Genomic DNA, 16925 nt, shown 5'->3' on the forward strand with positions numbered 1-16925 from the left:
TTCGATGAGCCGCCTCGACAGCTTCATTCGCCGCTTGACGGCCCAGCGCGACATTCTGAACGCAATCACCGATCTGGTCGAGGACATCGAAGGCCCGGTGCTGGAGTTCGGCCTCGGCAACGGCCGCACCTATGACCACCTGCGCGAAAAATTCCCCGACCGCCGCATCATCGCCTTCGACTGGGAGGTCCGTTCCTATTCGGCCTCGACCCCGGAGCCGCAAGATATGGTGACCGGCAACATCCGCGATTCCGGTCAGGCCTTCCTCGGGATCGGCGCAGCCCTTGCCCACGCCGATATCGGCACCGGCCATGACGAGATCGACGCGGTGACGCTGACCTGGCTGCCGCAGCTGATGGCCGGCGTGCTCGCCCCGAACGGCATTGCGGTCAGCGGCTTGCCGCTGGAGCATTCGGAGCTTGCGGCGCTGCCGCTGCCGGAGGGAATCAAGGAAGGGCGTTACTTTCTGTATCGGCGGGTGTGAGGGGGAGAGTAGGCCCCGGCCCCACCCGCCTGTTGAAGGAGGAGAAAATGAAACGCATCGAGATGGAAGTGAGCGGCGGCTGCCAGTGCGGTGCCGTGCGCTACCACGCCACCGCCATGTTCGACAATTCGCATCTCTGTCATTGCCGCATGTGCCAGAAGGCCTCGGGCAACATCTTTGCCGCGCTGGTCGCCGCTCCCGATGATGCGCTCAGCTGGACACGCGGCAAGCCGAGCGTCTGGAAGAGTTCGGAGCTTGTCGAGCGCGGCTTCTGCGCCAATTGCGGCACCCCATTGTTCTTCCACCACCTGGAAAACGGTCGCACCAACCTGATGATCGGTTCGCTCGACAATCCGCACCCTTTCTCGCCGCATGCCAATACCTGCACCGAGAACATGGTGACATGGTTCGACACGATCACCGACATAGAAAATACCGGTGCAACCGAAAATAACGGCGCCGACTGGGCGGCGGCGATCAAGGAGAGCAGCAATCAGCACCCCGATCGCGATACAACCTCCTGGACGGTGAGGGGGGGCGTGACGGCTGATTTCTAGGAGCTTCCGCTCACGAGGCACAGGAATAAGCCGCAGCCGAGCGCGCCGTCAGTTTTGCCTCGAATTCAGCCGCGATTTCCTCCAGCGTCACGCTGCCCAGCCGCCTCAAAAGCAGCGCCTCCGCCTCCTTCATCGCGTCGGCCAGCGCGTTATTCACCGCCTGCTCGACCAGACATTTGGGCTGATCGTCGGCGGGGCCGATGGCAAAGACGTGCGGTTCGCCAAGCGCGTTGTAGACGTCGAGCAGGGTGATCTCGGACAAGGGTCGCACCAGCGTCCAGCCGCCGCCATGGCCCTTTTCCGAACGCACATAGCCCTGCTGGCGAAGCCCGGCCATCGTGCGGCGAACGACGACGGGATTGGTGTTCAGCATCTTTGCAATCATTTCGGAGGTCGCCGCATGCTGATGCCGATCCATGTGGATCAGCACGTGCAGCATGCGGGAAAGGCGGCTGTCGTTGCGCATGGTTCTGTCCTGTCGAGCGAGCGCGCCATTATCGCAGCCAGTTTGTAACAAGACAAGTGACATGAGTCTTGACCGCCAGGTTTCATGTAACTTATGATGATTCATGAACCAATATCGAAGGAGTCAGCGCATGTCCTACGAAGTCATCGTCATCGGCGGCAATTTTGCCGGCCTGTCGGCAGCCATGCAGCTCACCCGGGCGCGGCGGCGGGTTCTGCTCGTCGATGCCGGCGCGCCGCGAAACCGGTTTTCGCAAGCTTCGCACGGTTTTCTCGGCCAGGACGGCCAGGCGCCGGCGGCGATCATGGGTGAGGGGAAGAGGCAGCTTTCGCTTTATCCGAACATAACATTTCGCGACGGCAAGGTTACCCGCGCCCGGAAGGAGGGTGAGGAATTCGTCATCACCATCGAAGGCGGCGGTGAAGAACGCGCTGCCCGCCTCATTCTCGCGACCGGCGTCAGCGATACGCTGCCCGACATCCCCGGCCTTGGGGAGCGCTGGGGCCGCTCCGTGCTGCACTGCCCCTATTGCCACGGCTACGAGGTGAGCGGCGGCGAACTCGGCGTCCTTGCAAACCACCCGCATTCGGCCCATTCCGCCATGATGATCCCGGACTGGGGCGCGACCACCTTCTTCGCCCAGGCACTGTTCGAGCCCGATGAAGAGCAGCTGGCGCGGCTGACGAACCGCGGTGTACGCATCGAACGCAGCCCGATCGTGGAATTGCTCGGCGACAGTCCGAAACTCCAGGCGGTACGTCTCGCCGATGACCGCATCGTGCCGCTCGACGCCGTCTTCGTCGCGCCGAAGACCGCGATGGCGAGCCCGATCGCCGAACAGCTGGGCTGCGCCTTCGACGACGGCGCTTTCGGGCCGGTGATCCGCACCGGCGAAAACAAGGAGACCAGCGTCAAGGGCGTCTTCGCCGCCGGCGATGCGGCGAGCTCCATGCACAGCGGCACGCTCGCCTCCGCCTCGGGTGTTCTCGCCGGCGTGCATTGCCATCAGTCGCTGGTGATGCCGCCTGCCAGCTAGTGTTTGGCGGCGGTGCCCGCGGCAAGGGCGTTGAGGATCTGTCGTCGTTCCAACAAAGCGCGAGCGTGTCAGCAGAAAAATGGACCGCCCGCCTTGCGCCTCCGCGGGTAACGCCAGCCAAAGCTGCCCGTCAGCCACGCTCCCCAACCAGTTCCCATAGATCAACCTTCTCAGCCCGCCCCTTCACCTGCACCAGCCCCAACGGCCGAAACTGGAAGCGGTCGCCGACGGCATTGTGGACTGCGGCGCTCACCAGGATCGAGGTGCCGTAATCCTTGTTCAATCCTTCCAGCCGTGAGGCGACGTTGATCGTATCGCCCATGGCCGTGTATTGCTGGCGCGAGATTGCTCCGAAACTGCCGACGACGGCGGGACCTGTGTGGAGCCCGAACCGCGTGAAGAGTTCGGGGCGGTCATGAACTCTGTTTTCCCGATTGAGGTCGTCGATCGCGGCTTTCATCGAAAGCGCGCAGCGACAGCCGTGTTCGACATGCCCGCCATCTTGAACAGGGGCATTCCACATGACGAAAATGGAGTCGCCGAGATATTGCACGACCGTGCCCTCATGACGCTCGGCGATGGTGTTCAGCAGCTCGAAATAGGCCGACAGCGTATCGACCACGTCCTCGGGTGAATTCTGCTCCGATATGGTCGTGAAGTCCCTGATATCGGTGAAAAGCACGGTCACGTCCTGCCGCTTCGCCTTGACCACCGTTCGCCCGTCAGGGCTGACGATACGGCGAACCACTTCGCGCGGTACATAGAGGGCAAACTGGCCGATGGCGTGACGGCTTGCCGAGAGCGCGCTCGCCAATGTGTTGATTTCGGTTATCCAGGAGTGCGACGAGGCTTTCTCACCGACATCGAGATCACCGATCCTGCGCGCCTCGTCGGCGAGTCGGTAGAGAGAGCGGCTGACCATCCGCGAGAGAATGACCGATGCCGCGACACCCGCGAGCACTAAGGCGCCGGCAATCAGCAGATTGCGCACGAGCAGCCGGTGGGCATCGGCCACGAGGTCTTCCAACGGCACGACGATCGCAGCGCTGCTTCCCTGGAACAGACCGGATATGCTGACGGGAGCGATCTGCACGAGATAGCCTTCACCATCAAGATCGAACCGCGCCAATCCGCCGCCTGCGAAGGCGGGATCTCGCCGCAGCCTCGCAACCGTTTCCAGACTGGTATCGAAAGCGTTCGCCGTCATGGCGAAAGAGCCTGAGGTCCTCGACCAGATCGAGATGATCCTGCTCATGATGTCAGGGTCGGAGTGAGCAATGAGATTGTCGCTCCCGTCGATGACATAGGCTCGGGCATGCGGCGAAATTCCCTGCGCATCCAACAGGCGACCGATGGTCTGCAGGTGAACGTTGATGCCGACGACCACCCGCCCATCGTCCCTCGTCGGTGCCGCGATCGTCAGGGTCGGAACCTGGAGCGTTCCGGTCACATAGGGTCCGACCGAGACCGGAACTCCATCCTGGACCACCGCTTGATACCAGGGGCGTTGCCGCGGATCGAAAGATGCATTTTCGATCTTCCGCTCGCCGATGGGTCTCGCCTTGCTGTCGAGAAAGCGAAGCGTCGATATGACGCTCGCGCTTTGTCGCTCGGCGATCGTTCTGATCGCGAAAGCCGCATTGTCAGGCGCCGAGAGGGTCTGGCGGACATCCCTCCTTGCAGCTTTGATGACCTGCAGGTACGAGCCGTCGGGATAACCGGTATAGATGCTCGTTGCCTCGGGGACGTTTCGCAGAACTTCGAGAAAGAGTTCCTGTTTTGCCTCGATATCCTGAGGCGGCGGCGAAGCGAGCTGCGGCAGGGTCGCTGCCAGCGCGACCGCCTCGTAGCCTCCTTCCAGCGTGTTGCGGTATCCCTCGATCAGCCGCAGGCTCATCTCGCGCATCTGCTGCGCGCCGGCACTCACGGCAGCATTGCTTCCCTGCCTGAACGCCATCCAGATAATCGGCATCGACGTGCAAAGCAGCGATGCAACGATCAGGACCCCGAGATGTACTCTGAGCGGTTTGGACCAGCGCACGAGACTTCCCTCGAATGCGGAAACGTCTCAGCACACCTATCGCCCACGGGTCGTCTAACTGTGCATGAAGAGCGTCCCCAACGACGGTAGCTAACTGCTTTTTTCGGGCTTGCACAAGCCGGTCCCGCGCGCCCGGCTCCGGGCGTCAGTATGTTTTTGAGAAGTAAGCCTAAGGCAAAAACAGCACGTTGTACTGATCGAACTCTTCAGGCAGGTCCCGCACCTTCATCTCTTCCTCGCGGTCCTCGAAGAGCACGAGACAATCCTCGTAGAACCCTGACAGCATCGCTATGAAGGCCTTCGTTCCCTCGCGCCCGTAGAACAGCGGCGTGAATTCCATATGAAGCGGCACGCGGCGGGAAAGCAGCGGCTGCATCGAGCGGCAGGCGACCGGCTCGTAGCCTTCGATATCCATCCACACAAGGCCGATTGCGGCCGGATCGATCGAGAGGCCGGCGAGGATTTCGGAGACCGGCTTCACCGGCACGCTGATCTTCCGGTCGATCGGGCTCTGGCGGATGGCGCTGCTCTTGCCGTGATTGTTGAGGTTGAGAAAAAAGTCGATCTCGCCTGCGTGCTCGCCGGCGGCGCAGTTGACGAGCCGAACCTTCTCCTCCAGCCGGTTCTGGCGAATGTTGAGTTCAAGCAGCGGGAAATTGCGCGGATCGGGCTCGACACTGACGATGTTGGCGTAGGTGCCGCTCAAGGCGAAATAGACGGTCTGGGTGCCGATATTGCCGCCGATCTCGAGCAGCGTCGCATCCTTTCTGAGCAGGCCGCGCTCGCGCAGGATGACGATCAGCCGGTCGACGGCGTCGCGCTCGAAATGGCCCTTGCGGAAGACCTTGCGGCCGATATAGTCGGCGGGCGAGAAGGTCATCAGATGATCACCGGCATCGACCGTCATCGAGACGACGCGCGGGCCGATATTCTCGATCAGCAAGCGACGGCCGAGGCGAGTGTCGAAGAACCGCGAGGCGGTTCTATTGCGCGCCTTGCGTAGCCGGCGGCTCCAATATTTGGCGGTGAGCCAGGGCTTGCCGGGCATCAGACATTTCCTTCGAGCGGTTCTGCCGCTTTCTCTCTCGGAATGACATAAACTTTCAAGGGCAGGGCGCGGCCGCGCACGCTGATTTCACGGCTTTCGACGTCGGCAAGGTCGGCGCCGGCAAGCCGCGCCACCGGCTCGGAGAAGACGATCGCCGCGTCGAATTCCTTGGCCGCGCTTTCCAGCCGGCTCGCGACATTCACCGTATCGCCGATCGCCGTCATGCTGCGCACCCGGCCATAGCCCATCGTGCCGACGACGGCCGGCCCGGCGTGGATGCCGATGGCGATCCGCAGCGGCAGCGTCAGCTCTTCGGCCAGTTCGGCGGCGAGTTTCTCGATCCCCGCGACGATCGCCGCGGCGGCGTCGAGCGCCTGGCGGCATGCTTCTTCCGGCGCGGCGTTGAGGCCGAAGAGCGCCATGGCACCGTCGCCGATGAACTTGTCGAGCCGGCCGCCGGCCTGTTCCACCGCCTTGCCGATGATGGCGAAATAGCGGTTCAGCAGGAAGACGACGTCGAAGGGCAGGCGCGTTTCCGTCAGCGTGGTGAAATGACGGATATCGACGAAGAGCACGACGATCTCACGCTCACGGCCGGGGCTCGTCTCCTGGCTGTTGGCAGGCAGAGCCGCCTCCTCCGCCGGAACCAGGAGAGGCGCGACCGCGATCTCGGCATTCGGTCGAAGCTGGCAGGCCAGCCGCACGTCAGGGCCGGCATTGATGCGTTTCAGTGTCGTCTGCTCCAGCTTGTCGGGCGGCGGCAGCTTCTGGTAATCGCCGAGGATCTGCACCCGGCAGGTTGAGCACTGGCCCTTGCCGCCGCACACCGAATAATGCGGCAGGCCGCCGAGGCGGCTCGCCTCCAGCACGGTGAAGCCCCGCGGCACGCGGATCACTTCGCCACCCGGATAATGCACCGCGACCTGATCGAGACGCTCCTTCAGCCTGCGCTGGGTGCGGGCGGCAACGACGATGATCAGCGAGGTCGAGAAGGCGCCATAGAGCCCGGCGCGAACCATGGCGATCTGACTGCGAATCTCAGGATCGGAGACATAGTGAGAGTTCACGGTCGTCGCGTAAGGCTCGATCGCGGTCAGTTGGTAGGCGGGGTCGGCGAGGGTGCGGCCCATTTCGACAAAACCGAGCAGCGACAGCACCGGCACAAGGATCGCCAGCGCCAGCAGCAGCGGTGCGAAATCGCCGTACCAAGGGCGGTAACGCAGCCAGTAATGGATGCCGATGCAGCCATGGATCCACACCGCGAGAAGGCCGAATGCCTGGCGCACCCCCGTCGCCGGCGTCCGCAGCCACAACATGCCGACGATCGTCTCGTAATTGTCGATATAGCCGTAGAGTTCATGCGCGATGCGGGTGCCGATGACGTGATCGATGAGAAGCAGCGGGATCAGCAAGCCGAGCACCATCTGAGCTGCTTCTCCCTTGGGCATGACCAGGCTGCGCCTGATGTAGATGGCGCGCAGCACCAGGGCCATATGGACGAAGACGGATCCATAGAACAGAACGGTGCCGACGGGATTGCGCCAGACAGCCAGGAAAAGATGGCGGGCCTTATCGGCTGCGGCGATCGAGACGAGTCCGAGCGCATGGTTCGACAAATGCAAGAGAACGAAGACAAAGATAACCAGCCCGGAACCGAGCCTTGCCCTTCTGATCGAGCGTTCCGAAAAAATCCCTGTGACCGAGGCCGTCGTCATTCATTCCCGTTCTTGTCGATGCAATCGCAGGCCCATAGAGATGGGGAAGGAGGCGGAATTGCTTCCATTGCGATCACATTGCATATGCTTATGCGCAAGTTTTCGGGAAGGCAGCAATAAGGGATTTTTTCGCCTCCGGGCACGATGCCGCGCACCATGGGAAGGTTCAAGGCGACCGCATGCTGCATGTGCCTGATCTGGTTATGAATTCGAATGATCTATGATGCCTGTGAATACCGATTGGAAACAGTGTGTCTATGTGAGGGATCGCATGCGGGTCGCCTTCTATGCGCCGATAAAATCACCGAACCACCCGGTGCCCTCGGGCGACCGGCTGATGGCGCGGCTGCTGATCCGGGCATTGCAGCTTGCCGGGCATCAGGTCGAGGTCGTCTCCGAATTCCGTACCCATGCTGCGACGCCCGAGGCGGCGGCAGCGCTCGAACCCGCGATCTCAGCCGAATTGGCGCGGCTGCGGGCGAAATGGCAAGAAGAGCCTCGGCCGGATCTCTGGTTCTGCTACCACCCCTACTACAAATCCCCCGATCCCTTCGGGCCGGCGATTTCGGCCGAATTCGCCATTCCCTATGTCACCGCCGAAGCTTCTTATGCGGCAAAACGCGATAAGACCGATTGGGCGGCCCGGCAGAAGCGCGTGGGCGAGGCGGTCATGCAGGCGGCGGTCAATATCGGCTTCACCGAGCGCGACCGGGCCGGGCTCCGCTCCGCCTTTCCGCAGGCGCGGCTTGCGGCTCTCAAGCCGTTCATCGATCCGGCGCTGTTCGAGGCGGTGCGCCCGGCGCCCGATCGCAGCCGGCTGATGACGGTCGCGATGATGCGGGCCGGCGACAAGATGGAAAGCTTCGCGATGCTCGCGAAAGCATTGCGGCTGATCGGAGACCGGCCATGGACGCTTTCGGTCATCGGCGATGGGCCGATGCGCCAGGAGGTGGAGGCGCTGTTCGCCGGCCTTTCCGGCCGCATCGAATGGCTGGGCGAGCAAGGTGAGGCTGAGATCGCCGGCCTGCTCGCGCGTGGCGGCATCTATGTCTGGCCCGGCTGCGGCGAGGCCTATGGCCTTGCCTATCTCGAAGCCCAGGCCGCCGGCCTGCCTGTCGTGGCGCAGCAGACGGCGGGCGTGCCCGCCGTGGTCGAGGCCGGCGTCACCGGCCTGCTGACGCCGGAGGGCGATGTCGCCGCCTATGCCGCGGCTGTCGCGGCCCTGCTCGGCGACGGGCGGAAACGCGACGCGATGGGGCAGGCAGCGCGGCGCTTCGTGCTCGGGGAGCGCTCGCTCGCGATGGCTGCCGGCGCCCTGGACGGGATTTTGCGCAAGGCGCAGGAACAGGAGTGAGATGATGAGCCGAGGGATGAGCTGGGAACCGCTGCGCCGGGAGCTCGACCGCTGGCGCGCCGCCGGCCGCGTGGCGCGGTTCTGGCTGCGCGACGACGATGCCGTCGAGCCGACGCCGGATCTGGAGCGGCTGCTGTCACTGACCGGCGCGAACGGAATTCCGCTGACGCTTGCCGTCATTCCCGGCCGGACCGGCGAAGCATTGGCGGCGCGGCTGGCGGCAGAGGCGAGCGTCGCTGTCGCTGTGCATGGCTGGTGGCATACGAACCACGCCGGACCTGAGCGCAAGAAGCAGGAACTCGGCGGCGAACGCCCGCCCGAGGTGGTGCTCGGCGAGTTGCGTGAGGGACTACAGCGCCTGAAGCGGCTCCATCCGGCTCGCTTCCTGCCGGTGCTGGTGCCGCCGTGGAACCGGATCGACGCCGCGCTCATCCCGGCATTGCCCGACCTCGCCTTTGCGGCGCTTTCGGTTTACGGGCGGGCAAGAGAGGGCGGGCCGATCCCGCTTCTCAACACCCATGTCGACATTATCGACTGGCACGGCACGCGCGGCGGCCGCGACGAGGAGGAGCTGGTGGCCGAACTCGTCGCCGAACTCCGCGACCGGTTTGCCGGCAGCGACGAGCCGATCGGCGTGCTCACCCACCATCTCGTCCATGATGCGGCCGCCTGGGATTTCCTGTCGGCCTTGTTTGCGCTGACGGCCGATCATCCTGCCGTCTCCTGGTCGTCGCCGGGCGCACTTCTCAGCTTAGCGCGAAGGAGCGATCAGCCGGCGTGAACGCGCCCGAGGAAGTCCCGCATGAGTTCAGCGACCTCTTCGAGATGCGTCTCGAGCAGCCAATGCCCGCCATCGAGCAGATGCAGTTCGGCATCCGGCAGATCGCGGAGGTAGGCGCGTGCCGACTCTTCCGGCATATAGTGGTCGTTCGGTCCCCAGACGATCAGGGTCGGCGGCCTGTTTTGCCGGAGATATTTCCGGTGCTCGGGAAACCAGGCGCGGTTCTCCTTCAATCCGGCGATCAGGTCGATGGCGATTTCCGTGCGCCGCGGCGTGACCAGCGACCAGTGCAGCCTCCAGAGATCCGGCGGGATCGTTTCGGCCAGAGGCGGCGGCAGGTCGTTGAGGAATTCCTCCCGGAAGGTCTCCTCGCTGATTGCTTCCGCCAGCGCCTTCCTCATCTCCGCGCGCGGTAGCGCCCAGGTCGCCTCGATATCTGCATATTTCGGGCCAAGCGCATCCTCATAGGGAATATCGCCATTCTGGATCATCAGCGCCACGATGCGGCCAGGGTTTCTGATTGCCAGCCGCGCTCCGATCGGCGAGCCGAAATCGTGGAGATAGAGGGCGAAGCGGTCGACACTGAGCGCGTCGATGAAAGCCTCCAGCCAGGCGGCATAGCCGTCGAAGCTGTAGTCGAAATCGTCGGGCGTGTCGCTATAGCCCGCGCCGGGGAAATCCGGGGCTATCAGGCGCCAGCGGTCGGCAAGGCGCGGCATGAGATTGCGAAATTCGTAAGAAGAGCAGGGATAGCCGTGTGGCAGAAACAGGACCGGTGCGTCCGGCGGGCCGGCCTCGCGGTAAAAGGTCTCGATGCCTGAGATCGTAACGAACCTATGCCGGACGAGCGTGGCGAGGCTCACGTTCGGTCCTCCTCATACTGCTCGGCGCCCTCCACGGGTCGCAGCCACGTTTCGCGGCGTTTGATCCACAGTTCATAGCGCGGCACCAGCGGCGTCGGCGCCTGCGAGAGGATGCCGAGCTTGATCTCCGCCTCCTGGTCATCGGCGGAAAACAGCCGCGAACCGCAGCCGGTGCAGAAGCGCCGGCCGTGAAATTCGCCCGTTTCTCCGGAATGTTCGAACCGCCCGGCGGGCCAGATTCCATAAAAAGTAAAGGCCGAACCGCTTTCCTTTCGGCAGTCGGTGCAATGACAGATGCCGACACGCAGCGGTTCGCCTCGCACAGAAAGCTGCACCTGCCCGCAAAGGCATTGTCCGGAGAGCACGGTCATGGCTGATACCCCGTTTCATCGATCTTGCGCTGCCGGGGAAACGGTCGGACCCGGCATCTGTTCCGTCAGCAAGGCGCGAACGGACGTCGTCTTGCGCGCCCGCAGGAGACTCGGTGTCCTAGATCACCACGGTCTGGTTGTCGCGCGCGGCGAAGGCGCCGGGGAAGGCGGCCTCAGCCTGCGCTTCCATCTCGGCCAGCTGTTCGTCCGTGCGGGAGGGCGCATGGTGGAACAGGGCGAAGCGCTTGGCGCCGGCCATTTTGGCGAGCTCGGTGCCGTGCTGCCAGGTCGAATGACCGAAGCCCTTGAAGCGCTGCATCTCATCTTCATTGTAGGTGCAATCGTAGACGACGAGATCGGCGCCCTGCATCATCTCCAGCGAGACCGGATCATAGCTGCCTGGAATATGCTCGATATCGTAGATGAGAGCGATCGAACGGCCTTGCCATTCGATGCGGTAGCCGATGGCGCCGCCTGGATGGTTCAGCGTGAAAGTCCTGATCTCGATGCCCTCGTGCGGGGTCAGAACCTGGCCGGGATGGAAATCGCGGAAGTTCATCGTCGCCTGACAGATATCTGTCTTGACCGGAAACCAGGGCGGGCTGATGAACTGCTCGACCATTTCCCGCGTGCTCATCTTGCCGTCGAGATGGCCGGACCAGATGTTGACGTTGATCGAGGGATAATAGATCGCCTTGAAGAAGGGCAGGCCGATGATGTGGTCGTAATGGCAGTGGCTGAAGAACAGATCCACGTCGCTGACGCCGTCGGCGAGCAGCGACAGTCCCGCCTCGCGCAGGCCCGAACCTGCGTCGAAAAGCAACCGATGTTTTCCGCAACGAATCTCGATGCAGGAAGTGTTACCGCCGTAGCGATCGAACTCGGGGCCCGATACGGGAATACTGCCGCGGACGCCCCAAAATTTTATCTGAAACAGTTCTGTCGTCATCGTTTTTCAAACCGGCCTTCCCGCATCGCCATCGTAATCATAGTTTATCCCGATGCGAAGCAGCAGAATTCCACGAGTTTGCCTGCGCCCCCTTTCGTTCTCCTAACCGCTAGCGGAAGAAGAAGTATATTCTCCTAAGCAATCGGCTTTCGCTTCGGAAAGCAACCCGGTATGGTTGGTTTTCGGTAAATGGGCTGCTCGGGCGGGGCGTTTTCCGCAAGTCATGCCTATTAGATGGTTGCGCGCGATCGAAAATGCAAATCGCCGCGCTCGCGCTGGAGCCCCTGACGAACGGGCTTGCCACAGCGCTGGCCGCGGCTGCGATCTCAGGCCGTCCCAAGCCGCTTGATATTTCCGATCAGCTCTCCGGCAAGCCGCAGGCTGGCGGCGGTTGCCATGGTCATCTGCGGCAGCAGCAGCCATTCCAGCGTCCAGGCCGCTCCGGAGCGTTCCTGTTCATGGACAAGCGACTGATGGATGCCGGAGAGCGCCGTGGCGTTGAAGCGGGCGAGCGAGACCAGGACTTCGGCGGCAACCGGATTCTGCTTGTGCGCCATGGCCGACGAGGCGCCGCCGCCTGAGATTTCGATCTCGCCGCCCATCTCGGCAAGCAGCGCGATATCCTGTCCCATCTTGCCGAGGCTGCCCGAAATCGAAGCGAACAGGCCGGCGATATCGGCGATCGGCAGGCGCGCGCTTTGCCATTGCCTGATATCGGTGAGGCCGAGCTCCTGGGCGAGCGAAGCGCGGATTGCGGTGGCCTGTGGCCCGAGCTTGTCGAGCGTGCCGGCAGCACCGCCGAACTGGACGGGAAAACTCTGCTCGGTCAGGCGGTCGCGATAGGTCGCGAGCGGCGGGCGCCAGGCATCGAGACGGTCGCGGACGCTGATGGCGATCGCCGCCTGCATGCGGGTATGCCCCATCAGGCGGTTGCGGCCGAACCGCCGGTCGAGCCCGTCGAGCGCTGCGAGGATCGAGGAAAGCCGGCCGGCAAACAGGAAGACCACCGCCTTCAGTCGGATCATCAGGCTGGTGTCGATGACGTCCTGGCTGGTGGCGCCGAGATGCAGGTTTTTGCCGGCTTCCTCGCCGACCTTGGCGCGCAGCTGCTTGACGAGGTCGGGGACGATGACGCCGTCCTTCGCCGTTGCCGCGCGAAGGCTGGTGAGGTCCGGAGAAAAACCGGCGCAGGCTTCGGCGATCTTCCTTGCGGCTTCGCCGGGAATGACACCGTGCGCGGCTTCCGCCCTGGCGAGCGCGGCTTCGAAGGAGAGCATGGCGCGGATATCGGCTTCGGCGGAAAAATAGGGCGCGATTTCGATATCGCCGAGAAGGCCGGAGAGGAAGGGATGGTCGAAGGGCGATGCGGTCATGGGGGTCTCTATTCGAGCATTTCAGACAAAGTGCAGGGGTGGGCGCCGACCCGACCCATCCTTCGACCCCCCCCGGAGAGAGGGCAGGGTGAGGGGGCTGCTTGCTAAGAGCTCTCCTTACAAATAGCCGTCGACCTTCAAATATCCAGAAACACGGTCTCCTTCGGCCCCTGCAGGTGGATGTCAAAACGGCAGGTCGCGCCGTCGCGGCCGGCGACCATGGTGGCGACGCGTTCGCGATGTTCGATACGGGCAAGCAGCGGGTCGCTGGCGTTGGCCTCCGTCTCCTCCGGAAAATACATCCGCGTATGCAGGCCGATATTGATGCCGCGGGCGACGATCCAGAAGGTGATGTGCGGCGCCTGTCTGCGGCCGTCCTTGAAGGGAACGCGGCCGGGCTTGATCGTCTCGAAGCTGTAGACGCCATCGTCGGCGCTGGTCGGGCAGCGGCCCCAGCCGGCGAAGTTCGGGTCGGCGGCGCCGCGCATTTCCGAGGGGCTGTTGTAGAGGCCGGCGCTGTCGGCCTGCCAGATCTCGACGACGGCATCGCGCACCAGCGCGCCCGCCCCGTCGAAGATGCGCCCGGTGACGGTGATGCGTTCGCCGAGCGTTTCGTCATTGAGCATCGCGGCGCCGAGATCGCTGTCGTAGACGCCTGTGATGTCGCAAAAATTCGGCGTGAGGCCGATATGGACATAGGGGCCGGCGGTCTGCGACGGGGTTTCCTTGAGATAGCCGAGCTGCTGCATGGTCAGTTGCCCTCCAGCCTGTTTTCGAACATCGTCGAGCGGCGGCCCCGCAGCACGATGTCGAATTTATAGGCGCGTGAATCCATCGGAATCGTATTGCCCCAGTCGAGCGGCGCGATCAGCTGCTCGATCGCCGCCTTGTCCGGGATCGTGCCGACGATCGGACATTTCCAGATCATCGGATCGCCCTCGAAATACATCTGTGTGATCAGGCGCTGTGCGAAGCCGTGGCCGAAGATCGAGAAGTGGATATGGGCGGGGCGCCAGTCGTTGACGCCGTTCGGCCAGGGATAGGCGCCCGGCCGCACTGTGCGGAAATGGTAGCGGCCTTCCTCGTCGGTGATGGCACGGCCGCAGCCGCCAAAATTCGGGTCGATTGCCGCCAGATAGGTTTCCTTCTTGTGGCGGTAGCGGCCGCCGGCATTGGCCTGCCAGAATTCGACCAGCGCGCCGGCCACTGGCTTGGCGCGTTCGTCGAGCACGCGGCCGTGGACGATGATGCGCTCGCCGATGGCGCTTTCGCCGGGCCGCGCATAGTTCAGGATCAGGTCGTTGTCGAGTTCGCCGATCAGCGAATGGCCGAAGACCGGCCCGGTCGTCTCGGAGATCGTGCCGTCGAGCGACAGCAGTGCCCGTTGGGGCGCGCGCAGCACCGAGGTTTTGTAGCCGGGGGTCAGGGCCGGCGCATGCCAGGCGCGGTCGCGGGCGAAGAAGGCGCCGGTCTCCGGCTTTTGGTTGGGTCGTTCGGACATCTCTCTCCCTCAGGCCGCCTTCTCGGCGTCCATCTCTGCAAAGGCCTGCTTGGCAATCTTGATCGCGTGGTTGGCGGCGGGGACGCCGGCATAGATCGCCACATGCAAGAGCGCCTCGCAGATATCCTCGCGGCTTGCTCCCGTATTGGCAGTAGCGCGCACATGCATGGCGACCTCGTCATCCTGGCCGAGTGCGGCGAGCAGTGCGATGGTGATGATCGAGCGCTCGCGCTTGGTCAGCGCCGGGCGCGACCAGACATGGCCCCAGGCGGCTTCGGTGATCAGCTCCTGGAAGGGACGGTCGAACTCGGTCGTTGCCGCTGCGGCGCGCTCGACATGGGCGTCGCCGAGCACGGCGCGACGGGTCGCCATGCCCTGTCGGTAACGCTCGGAGGAGGCGGTCTCGTTCATCGGTTGGTGTCTCCAGGTGGGATGCCAGGGGGGATGGATGTGAGGAAGGCGCGGATGATCGCCGTCAGCGCTTCCGGCTGCTCGACGCAGGGAATATGGGCGCAGTCGGCGATCACCTCGTAGCGGGCGCCGGGGATAAGCCGCGCCGTGGAGAGCACCAGATCGGGCGGGGTCGAGCCGTCCTGGTCGCCGACGATGCAGATTGTCGGCACAGCAATCGACTTGGCCGCTTCGGTGAAATCTGCGTCGCGGATCGCTTCGCAGGCGGCGAGGTAACCCTCGACCGGCTGGCGTGTCAGCATGTTGCAATAGCCGGAATAGGCGGTGTTCTCGGGCCGGCGGAAGGAGGGCGTGAACCAGCGCTCCATGACGGCGTCGACGATGCTGCCGATGCCATCTTTCTTGACGGCGGCAATGCGGGCGTTCCAGCTCTCAGCCGTGCCGATCTTGTGGGCGGTGTCGCAAAGAATAAGGGCGCCGACGAGATCCGGCCGGCGCTGCGTCAGCGACTGGGCGATGAGGCCGCCGACCGACAGGCCGCAGATGACCGCATTTTTCACTGACAGCAGGTCGAGCAGGCCGGCAAGATCGGTCGCATGGTCCTCGATCGACGAGGGGAGCTGGCCGACGTCGGAAAGGCCGTGGCCGCGTTTATCGTAAAGCACGATGGCGTGATCGCCGGCCAGTCGTACGACGACGTCGCGCCAGATGCGGAAATCCGTCCCGAGCGAATTGATGAAGACGATCACCGGTCGGTCGGCGGGCGCGCCGATAAGCTGATAGTGGATCGTCACGTCGTTTATGCGGGCGAATTGCACGTTACGTCCTCCTTGTTCAAGTCCGAGCACCCCACCTCCGTCATCCTCGGCTCAAGGCCGAGGATGACGGAGTGTCGGCTTGGCTTTCCCGTCAAACTCGCCACACCTCTTGGCGTCAAGACTGAATGGTTGATCCGGTTAAGTAAAATGATATTTTAAGGCATTTCGATAACCTTGGAGTTAAGTGATCGATGGTCGACAGCCGCGTCAAGTTTCGCCATCTGCAGACCTTTGTCGAGGTGGCGCGGCAGAAGAGCGTCATGAAGGCGGCGGAGTTGCTGCATGTCAGCCAACCGGCGGTGACGAAGACGATCCGCGAGTTGGAACAGGTGCTCGGCGTCGACGTCTTCGAGCGCGACGGCCGCGGCATCAAGATCACTCGTTATGGCGAGGTTTTCCTGCGGCACGCCGGCGCGGCGCTGACGGCGCTGCGCCAGGGTCTCGATTCCGTCTCGCAGGAGCAGTTCGCTGACGCGCCACCGATCCGCATCGGCGCCCTGCCGACGGTCTCATCGCGCATCATGCCGCGGGCGATGGAACTCTTCCTCAAGGAGAAAACCTGGAGCCGGGTGAAGATCGTCACCGGCGAGAACGCCGCGCTGCTGGAAGAGCTTCGTGTCGGCGACCTCGACCTGGTCGTCGGGCGCCTCGCCGGCGCTGAAAAGATGGCGGGCTTCTCCTTCGAGCATCTTTATTCAGAACAGGTGGTGTTTGCCGTGCGCCGCGGCCATCCGCTGCTGAACGGCCGGCAATCGCTGTTTGCAGGTTTCGCCGACTATACGGTGCTGATGCCGACACGCGGTTCGATCATCCGGCCGGTTGTCGAAAATTTCCTGATCGCCAATGGCGTCTCCAGCCTGCCGGACCAGATCGAGACGGTGTCGGATTCCTTCGGCCGCGCCTTCCTCAGGTCAAGCGACGCGATCTGGATCATTTCGAACGGTGTGGTAGCAGGCGATGTCGCCGATGGACGGCTGGCGCTGCTGCCGATCGACACCGGCGAAACCAGGGGGCCGGTCGGGCTGACGACGCGCGCCGATGCCGTGCCGTCGGCGCCGCAATCGATCCTGATGCAGACAATCCGCGAGGCGGCGCGGGAGGTTTCCTGAAGCCCCCTCCAACGCTTGCTATTTGCCCAGATCTGGACTAAATCTAGT

Annotated in this window: 18 protein-coding genes; 6 read left to right on the forward strand and 12 right to left on the reverse strand. The window is 63.5% G+C overall.

Going from position 1 to position 16925, the window contains the following annotated elements; translation table 11 throughout:
- Nucleotides 1–4: 4 nt before the first annotated feature.
- Together J7U39_RS22755 and J7U39_RS22760 are read left to right on the forward strand one after the other, a co-directional pair.
- Entirely contained in the window at nt 5–484 is a 480-nt protein-coding gene (locus tag J7U39_RS22755) for a class I SAM-dependent methyltransferase (RefSeq protein ID WP_210632510.1), read from the forward strand.
- Between the two features lie 47 nt (nt 485–531).
- The gene (locus J7U39_RS22760) at nt 532–1041 is read left to right on the forward strand and encodes a GFA family protein (protein WP_210632511.1); all 510 of its coding nucleotides are present in this window, start codon (nt 532–534) and stop codon (nt 1039–1041) included.
- 10 nt (nt 1042–1051) lie between these two features.
- On the opposite strand, the gene J7U39_RS22765 is transcribed toward J7U39_RS22760, so the two are convergent.
- Complete coding sequence (locus tag J7U39_RS22765) at nt 1052–1507, reverse strand: Rrf2 family transcriptional regulator (RefSeq protein WP_210632512.1); 456 nt, start codon at nt 1505–1507, stop codon at nt 1052–1054.
- Between the two features lie 130 nt (nt 1508–1637).
- On the opposite strand from J7U39_RS22765, the gene J7U39_RS22770 reads away from it, so the two are divergent.
- The gene (locus tag J7U39_RS22770) at nt 1638–2543 is read left to right on the forward strand and encodes an NAD(P)/FAD-dependent oxidoreductase (RefSeq protein WP_210632513.1); all 906 of its coding nucleotides are present in this window, start codon (nt 1638–1640) and stop codon (nt 2541–2543) included.
- Nucleotides 2544–2673: 130 nt separating this feature from the next.
- On the opposite strand, the gene J7U39_RS22775 is transcribed toward J7U39_RS22770, so the two are convergent.
- From J7U39_RS22775 to J7U39_RS22785, 3 genes are all read right to left on the reverse strand, one after another.
- Nucleotides 2674–4584, reverse strand: a complete 1911-nt coding sequence (locus J7U39_RS22775; protein ID WP_210632514.1) for an adenylate/guanylate cyclase domain-containing protein — start codon at nt 4582–4584, stop codon at nt 2674–2676.
- A gap of 169 nt (nt 4585–4753) precedes the next feature.
- Nucleotides 4754–5632: an FkbM family methyltransferase gene (locus J7U39_RS22780; protein ID WP_210632515.1), complete on the reverse strand. Its 879-nt coding sequence runs from the start codon at nt 5630–5632 to the stop codon at nt 4754–4756.
- Complete coding sequence (locus J7U39_RS22785) at nt 5632–7347, reverse strand: adenylate/guanylate cyclase domain-containing protein (RefSeq protein ID WP_210632516.1); 1716 nt, start codon at nt 7345–7347, stop codon at nt 5632–5634. Before J7U39_RS22785 ends, J7U39_RS22780 begins: the two co-directional genes overlap by 1 nt.
- A gap of 271 nt (nt 7348–7618) precedes the next feature.
- Between J7U39_RS22785 and J7U39_RS22790 the strand changes: the two genes are divergently transcribed.
- Nucleotides 7619–8701 (forward strand): glycosyltransferase family 4 protein, encoded by a 1083-nt coding sequence (locus J7U39_RS22790; RefSeq protein WP_210632517.1) that lies wholly within the window; start codon nt 7619–7621, stop codon nt 8699–8701.
- 4 nt (nt 8702–8705) lie between these two features.
- Nucleotides 8706–9482 (forward strand): polysaccharide deacetylase family protein, encoded by a 777-nt coding sequence (locus tag J7U39_RS22795; RefSeq protein WP_210632518.1) that lies wholly within the window; start codon nt 8706–8708, stop codon nt 9480–9482.
- On the opposite strand, the gene J7U39_RS22800 is transcribed toward J7U39_RS22795, so the two are convergent.
- The 8 genes from J7U39_RS22800 to pcaD all read right to left on the reverse strand — a co-directional run bounded on the left by J7U39_RS22800 (nt 9470) and on the right by pcaD (nt 15768).
- Nucleotides 9470–10345, reverse strand: a complete 876-nt coding sequence (locus J7U39_RS22800; protein WP_210632519.1) for an alpha/beta hydrolase — start codon at nt 10343–10345, stop codon at nt 9470–9472. The genes J7U39_RS22795 and J7U39_RS22800 overlap by 13 nt on opposite strands.
- Nucleotides 10342–10716 carry a GFA family protein gene (locus J7U39_RS22805; protein WP_210632520.1) on the reverse strand — a complete coding sequence of 125 codons (375 nt, stop codon included), beginning with the start codon at nt 10714–10716 and terminating at the stop codon, nt 10342–10344. Before J7U39_RS22805 ends, J7U39_RS22800 begins: the two co-directional genes overlap by 4 nt.
- A 118-nt stretch (nt 10717–10834) precedes the next feature.
- The gene (locus J7U39_RS22810; protein ID WP_210632521.1) at nt 10835–11665 is read right to left on the reverse strand and encodes an MBL fold metallo-hydrolase; all 831 of its coding nucleotides are present in this window, start codon (nt 11663–11665) and stop codon (nt 10835–10837) included.
- Between the two features lie 326 nt (nt 11666–11991).
- Nucleotides 11992–13038, reverse strand: a complete 1047-nt coding sequence (locus J7U39_RS22815) for a 3-carboxy-cis,cis-muconate cycloisomerase (RefSeq protein ID WP_210632522.1) — start codon at nt 13036–13038, stop codon at nt 11992–11994.
- 137 nt (nt 13039–13175) lie between these two features.
- Nucleotides 13176–13787, reverse strand: a complete 612-nt coding sequence (pcaG, locus tag J7U39_RS22820; protein ID WP_210632524.1) for a protocatechuate 3,4-dioxygenase subunit alpha — start codon at nt 13785–13787, stop codon at nt 13176–13178.
- A gap of 2 nt (nt 13788–13789) precedes the next feature.
- Nucleotides 13790–14539: a protocatechuate 3,4-dioxygenase subunit beta gene (pcaH, locus tag J7U39_RS22825; protein ID WP_210632526.1), complete on the reverse strand. Its 750-nt coding sequence runs from the start codon at nt 14537–14539 to the stop codon at nt 13790–13792.
- A 9-nt stretch (nt 14540–14548) separates the two neighbouring features.
- The gene (gene pcaC / locus J7U39_RS22830; RefSeq protein ID WP_210632527.1) at nt 14549–14950 is read right to left on the reverse strand and encodes a 4-carboxymuconolactone decarboxylase; all 402 of its coding nucleotides are present in this window, start codon (nt 14948–14950) and stop codon (nt 14549–14551) included.
- Nucleotides 14947–15768 carry a 3-oxoadipate enol-lactonase gene (pcaD, locus tag J7U39_RS22835; RefSeq protein WP_210632529.1) on the reverse strand — a complete coding sequence of 274 codons (822 nt, stop codon included), beginning with the start codon at nt 15766–15768 and terminating at the stop codon, nt 14947–14949. The genes pcaC and pcaD overlap by 4 nt, the downstream gene beginning before the upstream one ends.
- Nucleotides 15769–15959: 191 nt before the next feature.
- Here pcaD and pcaQ point away from each other — a divergent pair, with 191 nt between their 5' ends.
- Nucleotides 15960–16877 carry a pca operon transcription factor PcaQ gene (gene pcaQ / locus J7U39_RS22840; protein WP_210632530.1) on the forward strand — a complete coding sequence of 306 codons (918 nt, stop codon included), beginning with the start codon at nt 15960–15962 and terminating at the stop codon, nt 16875–16877.
- Nucleotides 16878–16925 lie beyond the last annotated feature (48 nt).

The sequence above is a fragment of the Rhizobium sp. NLR16a genome (assembly GCF_017948245.1).
Lineage (GTDB): Bacteria > Pseudomonadota > Alphaproteobacteria > Rhizobiales > Rhizobiaceae > Rhizobium.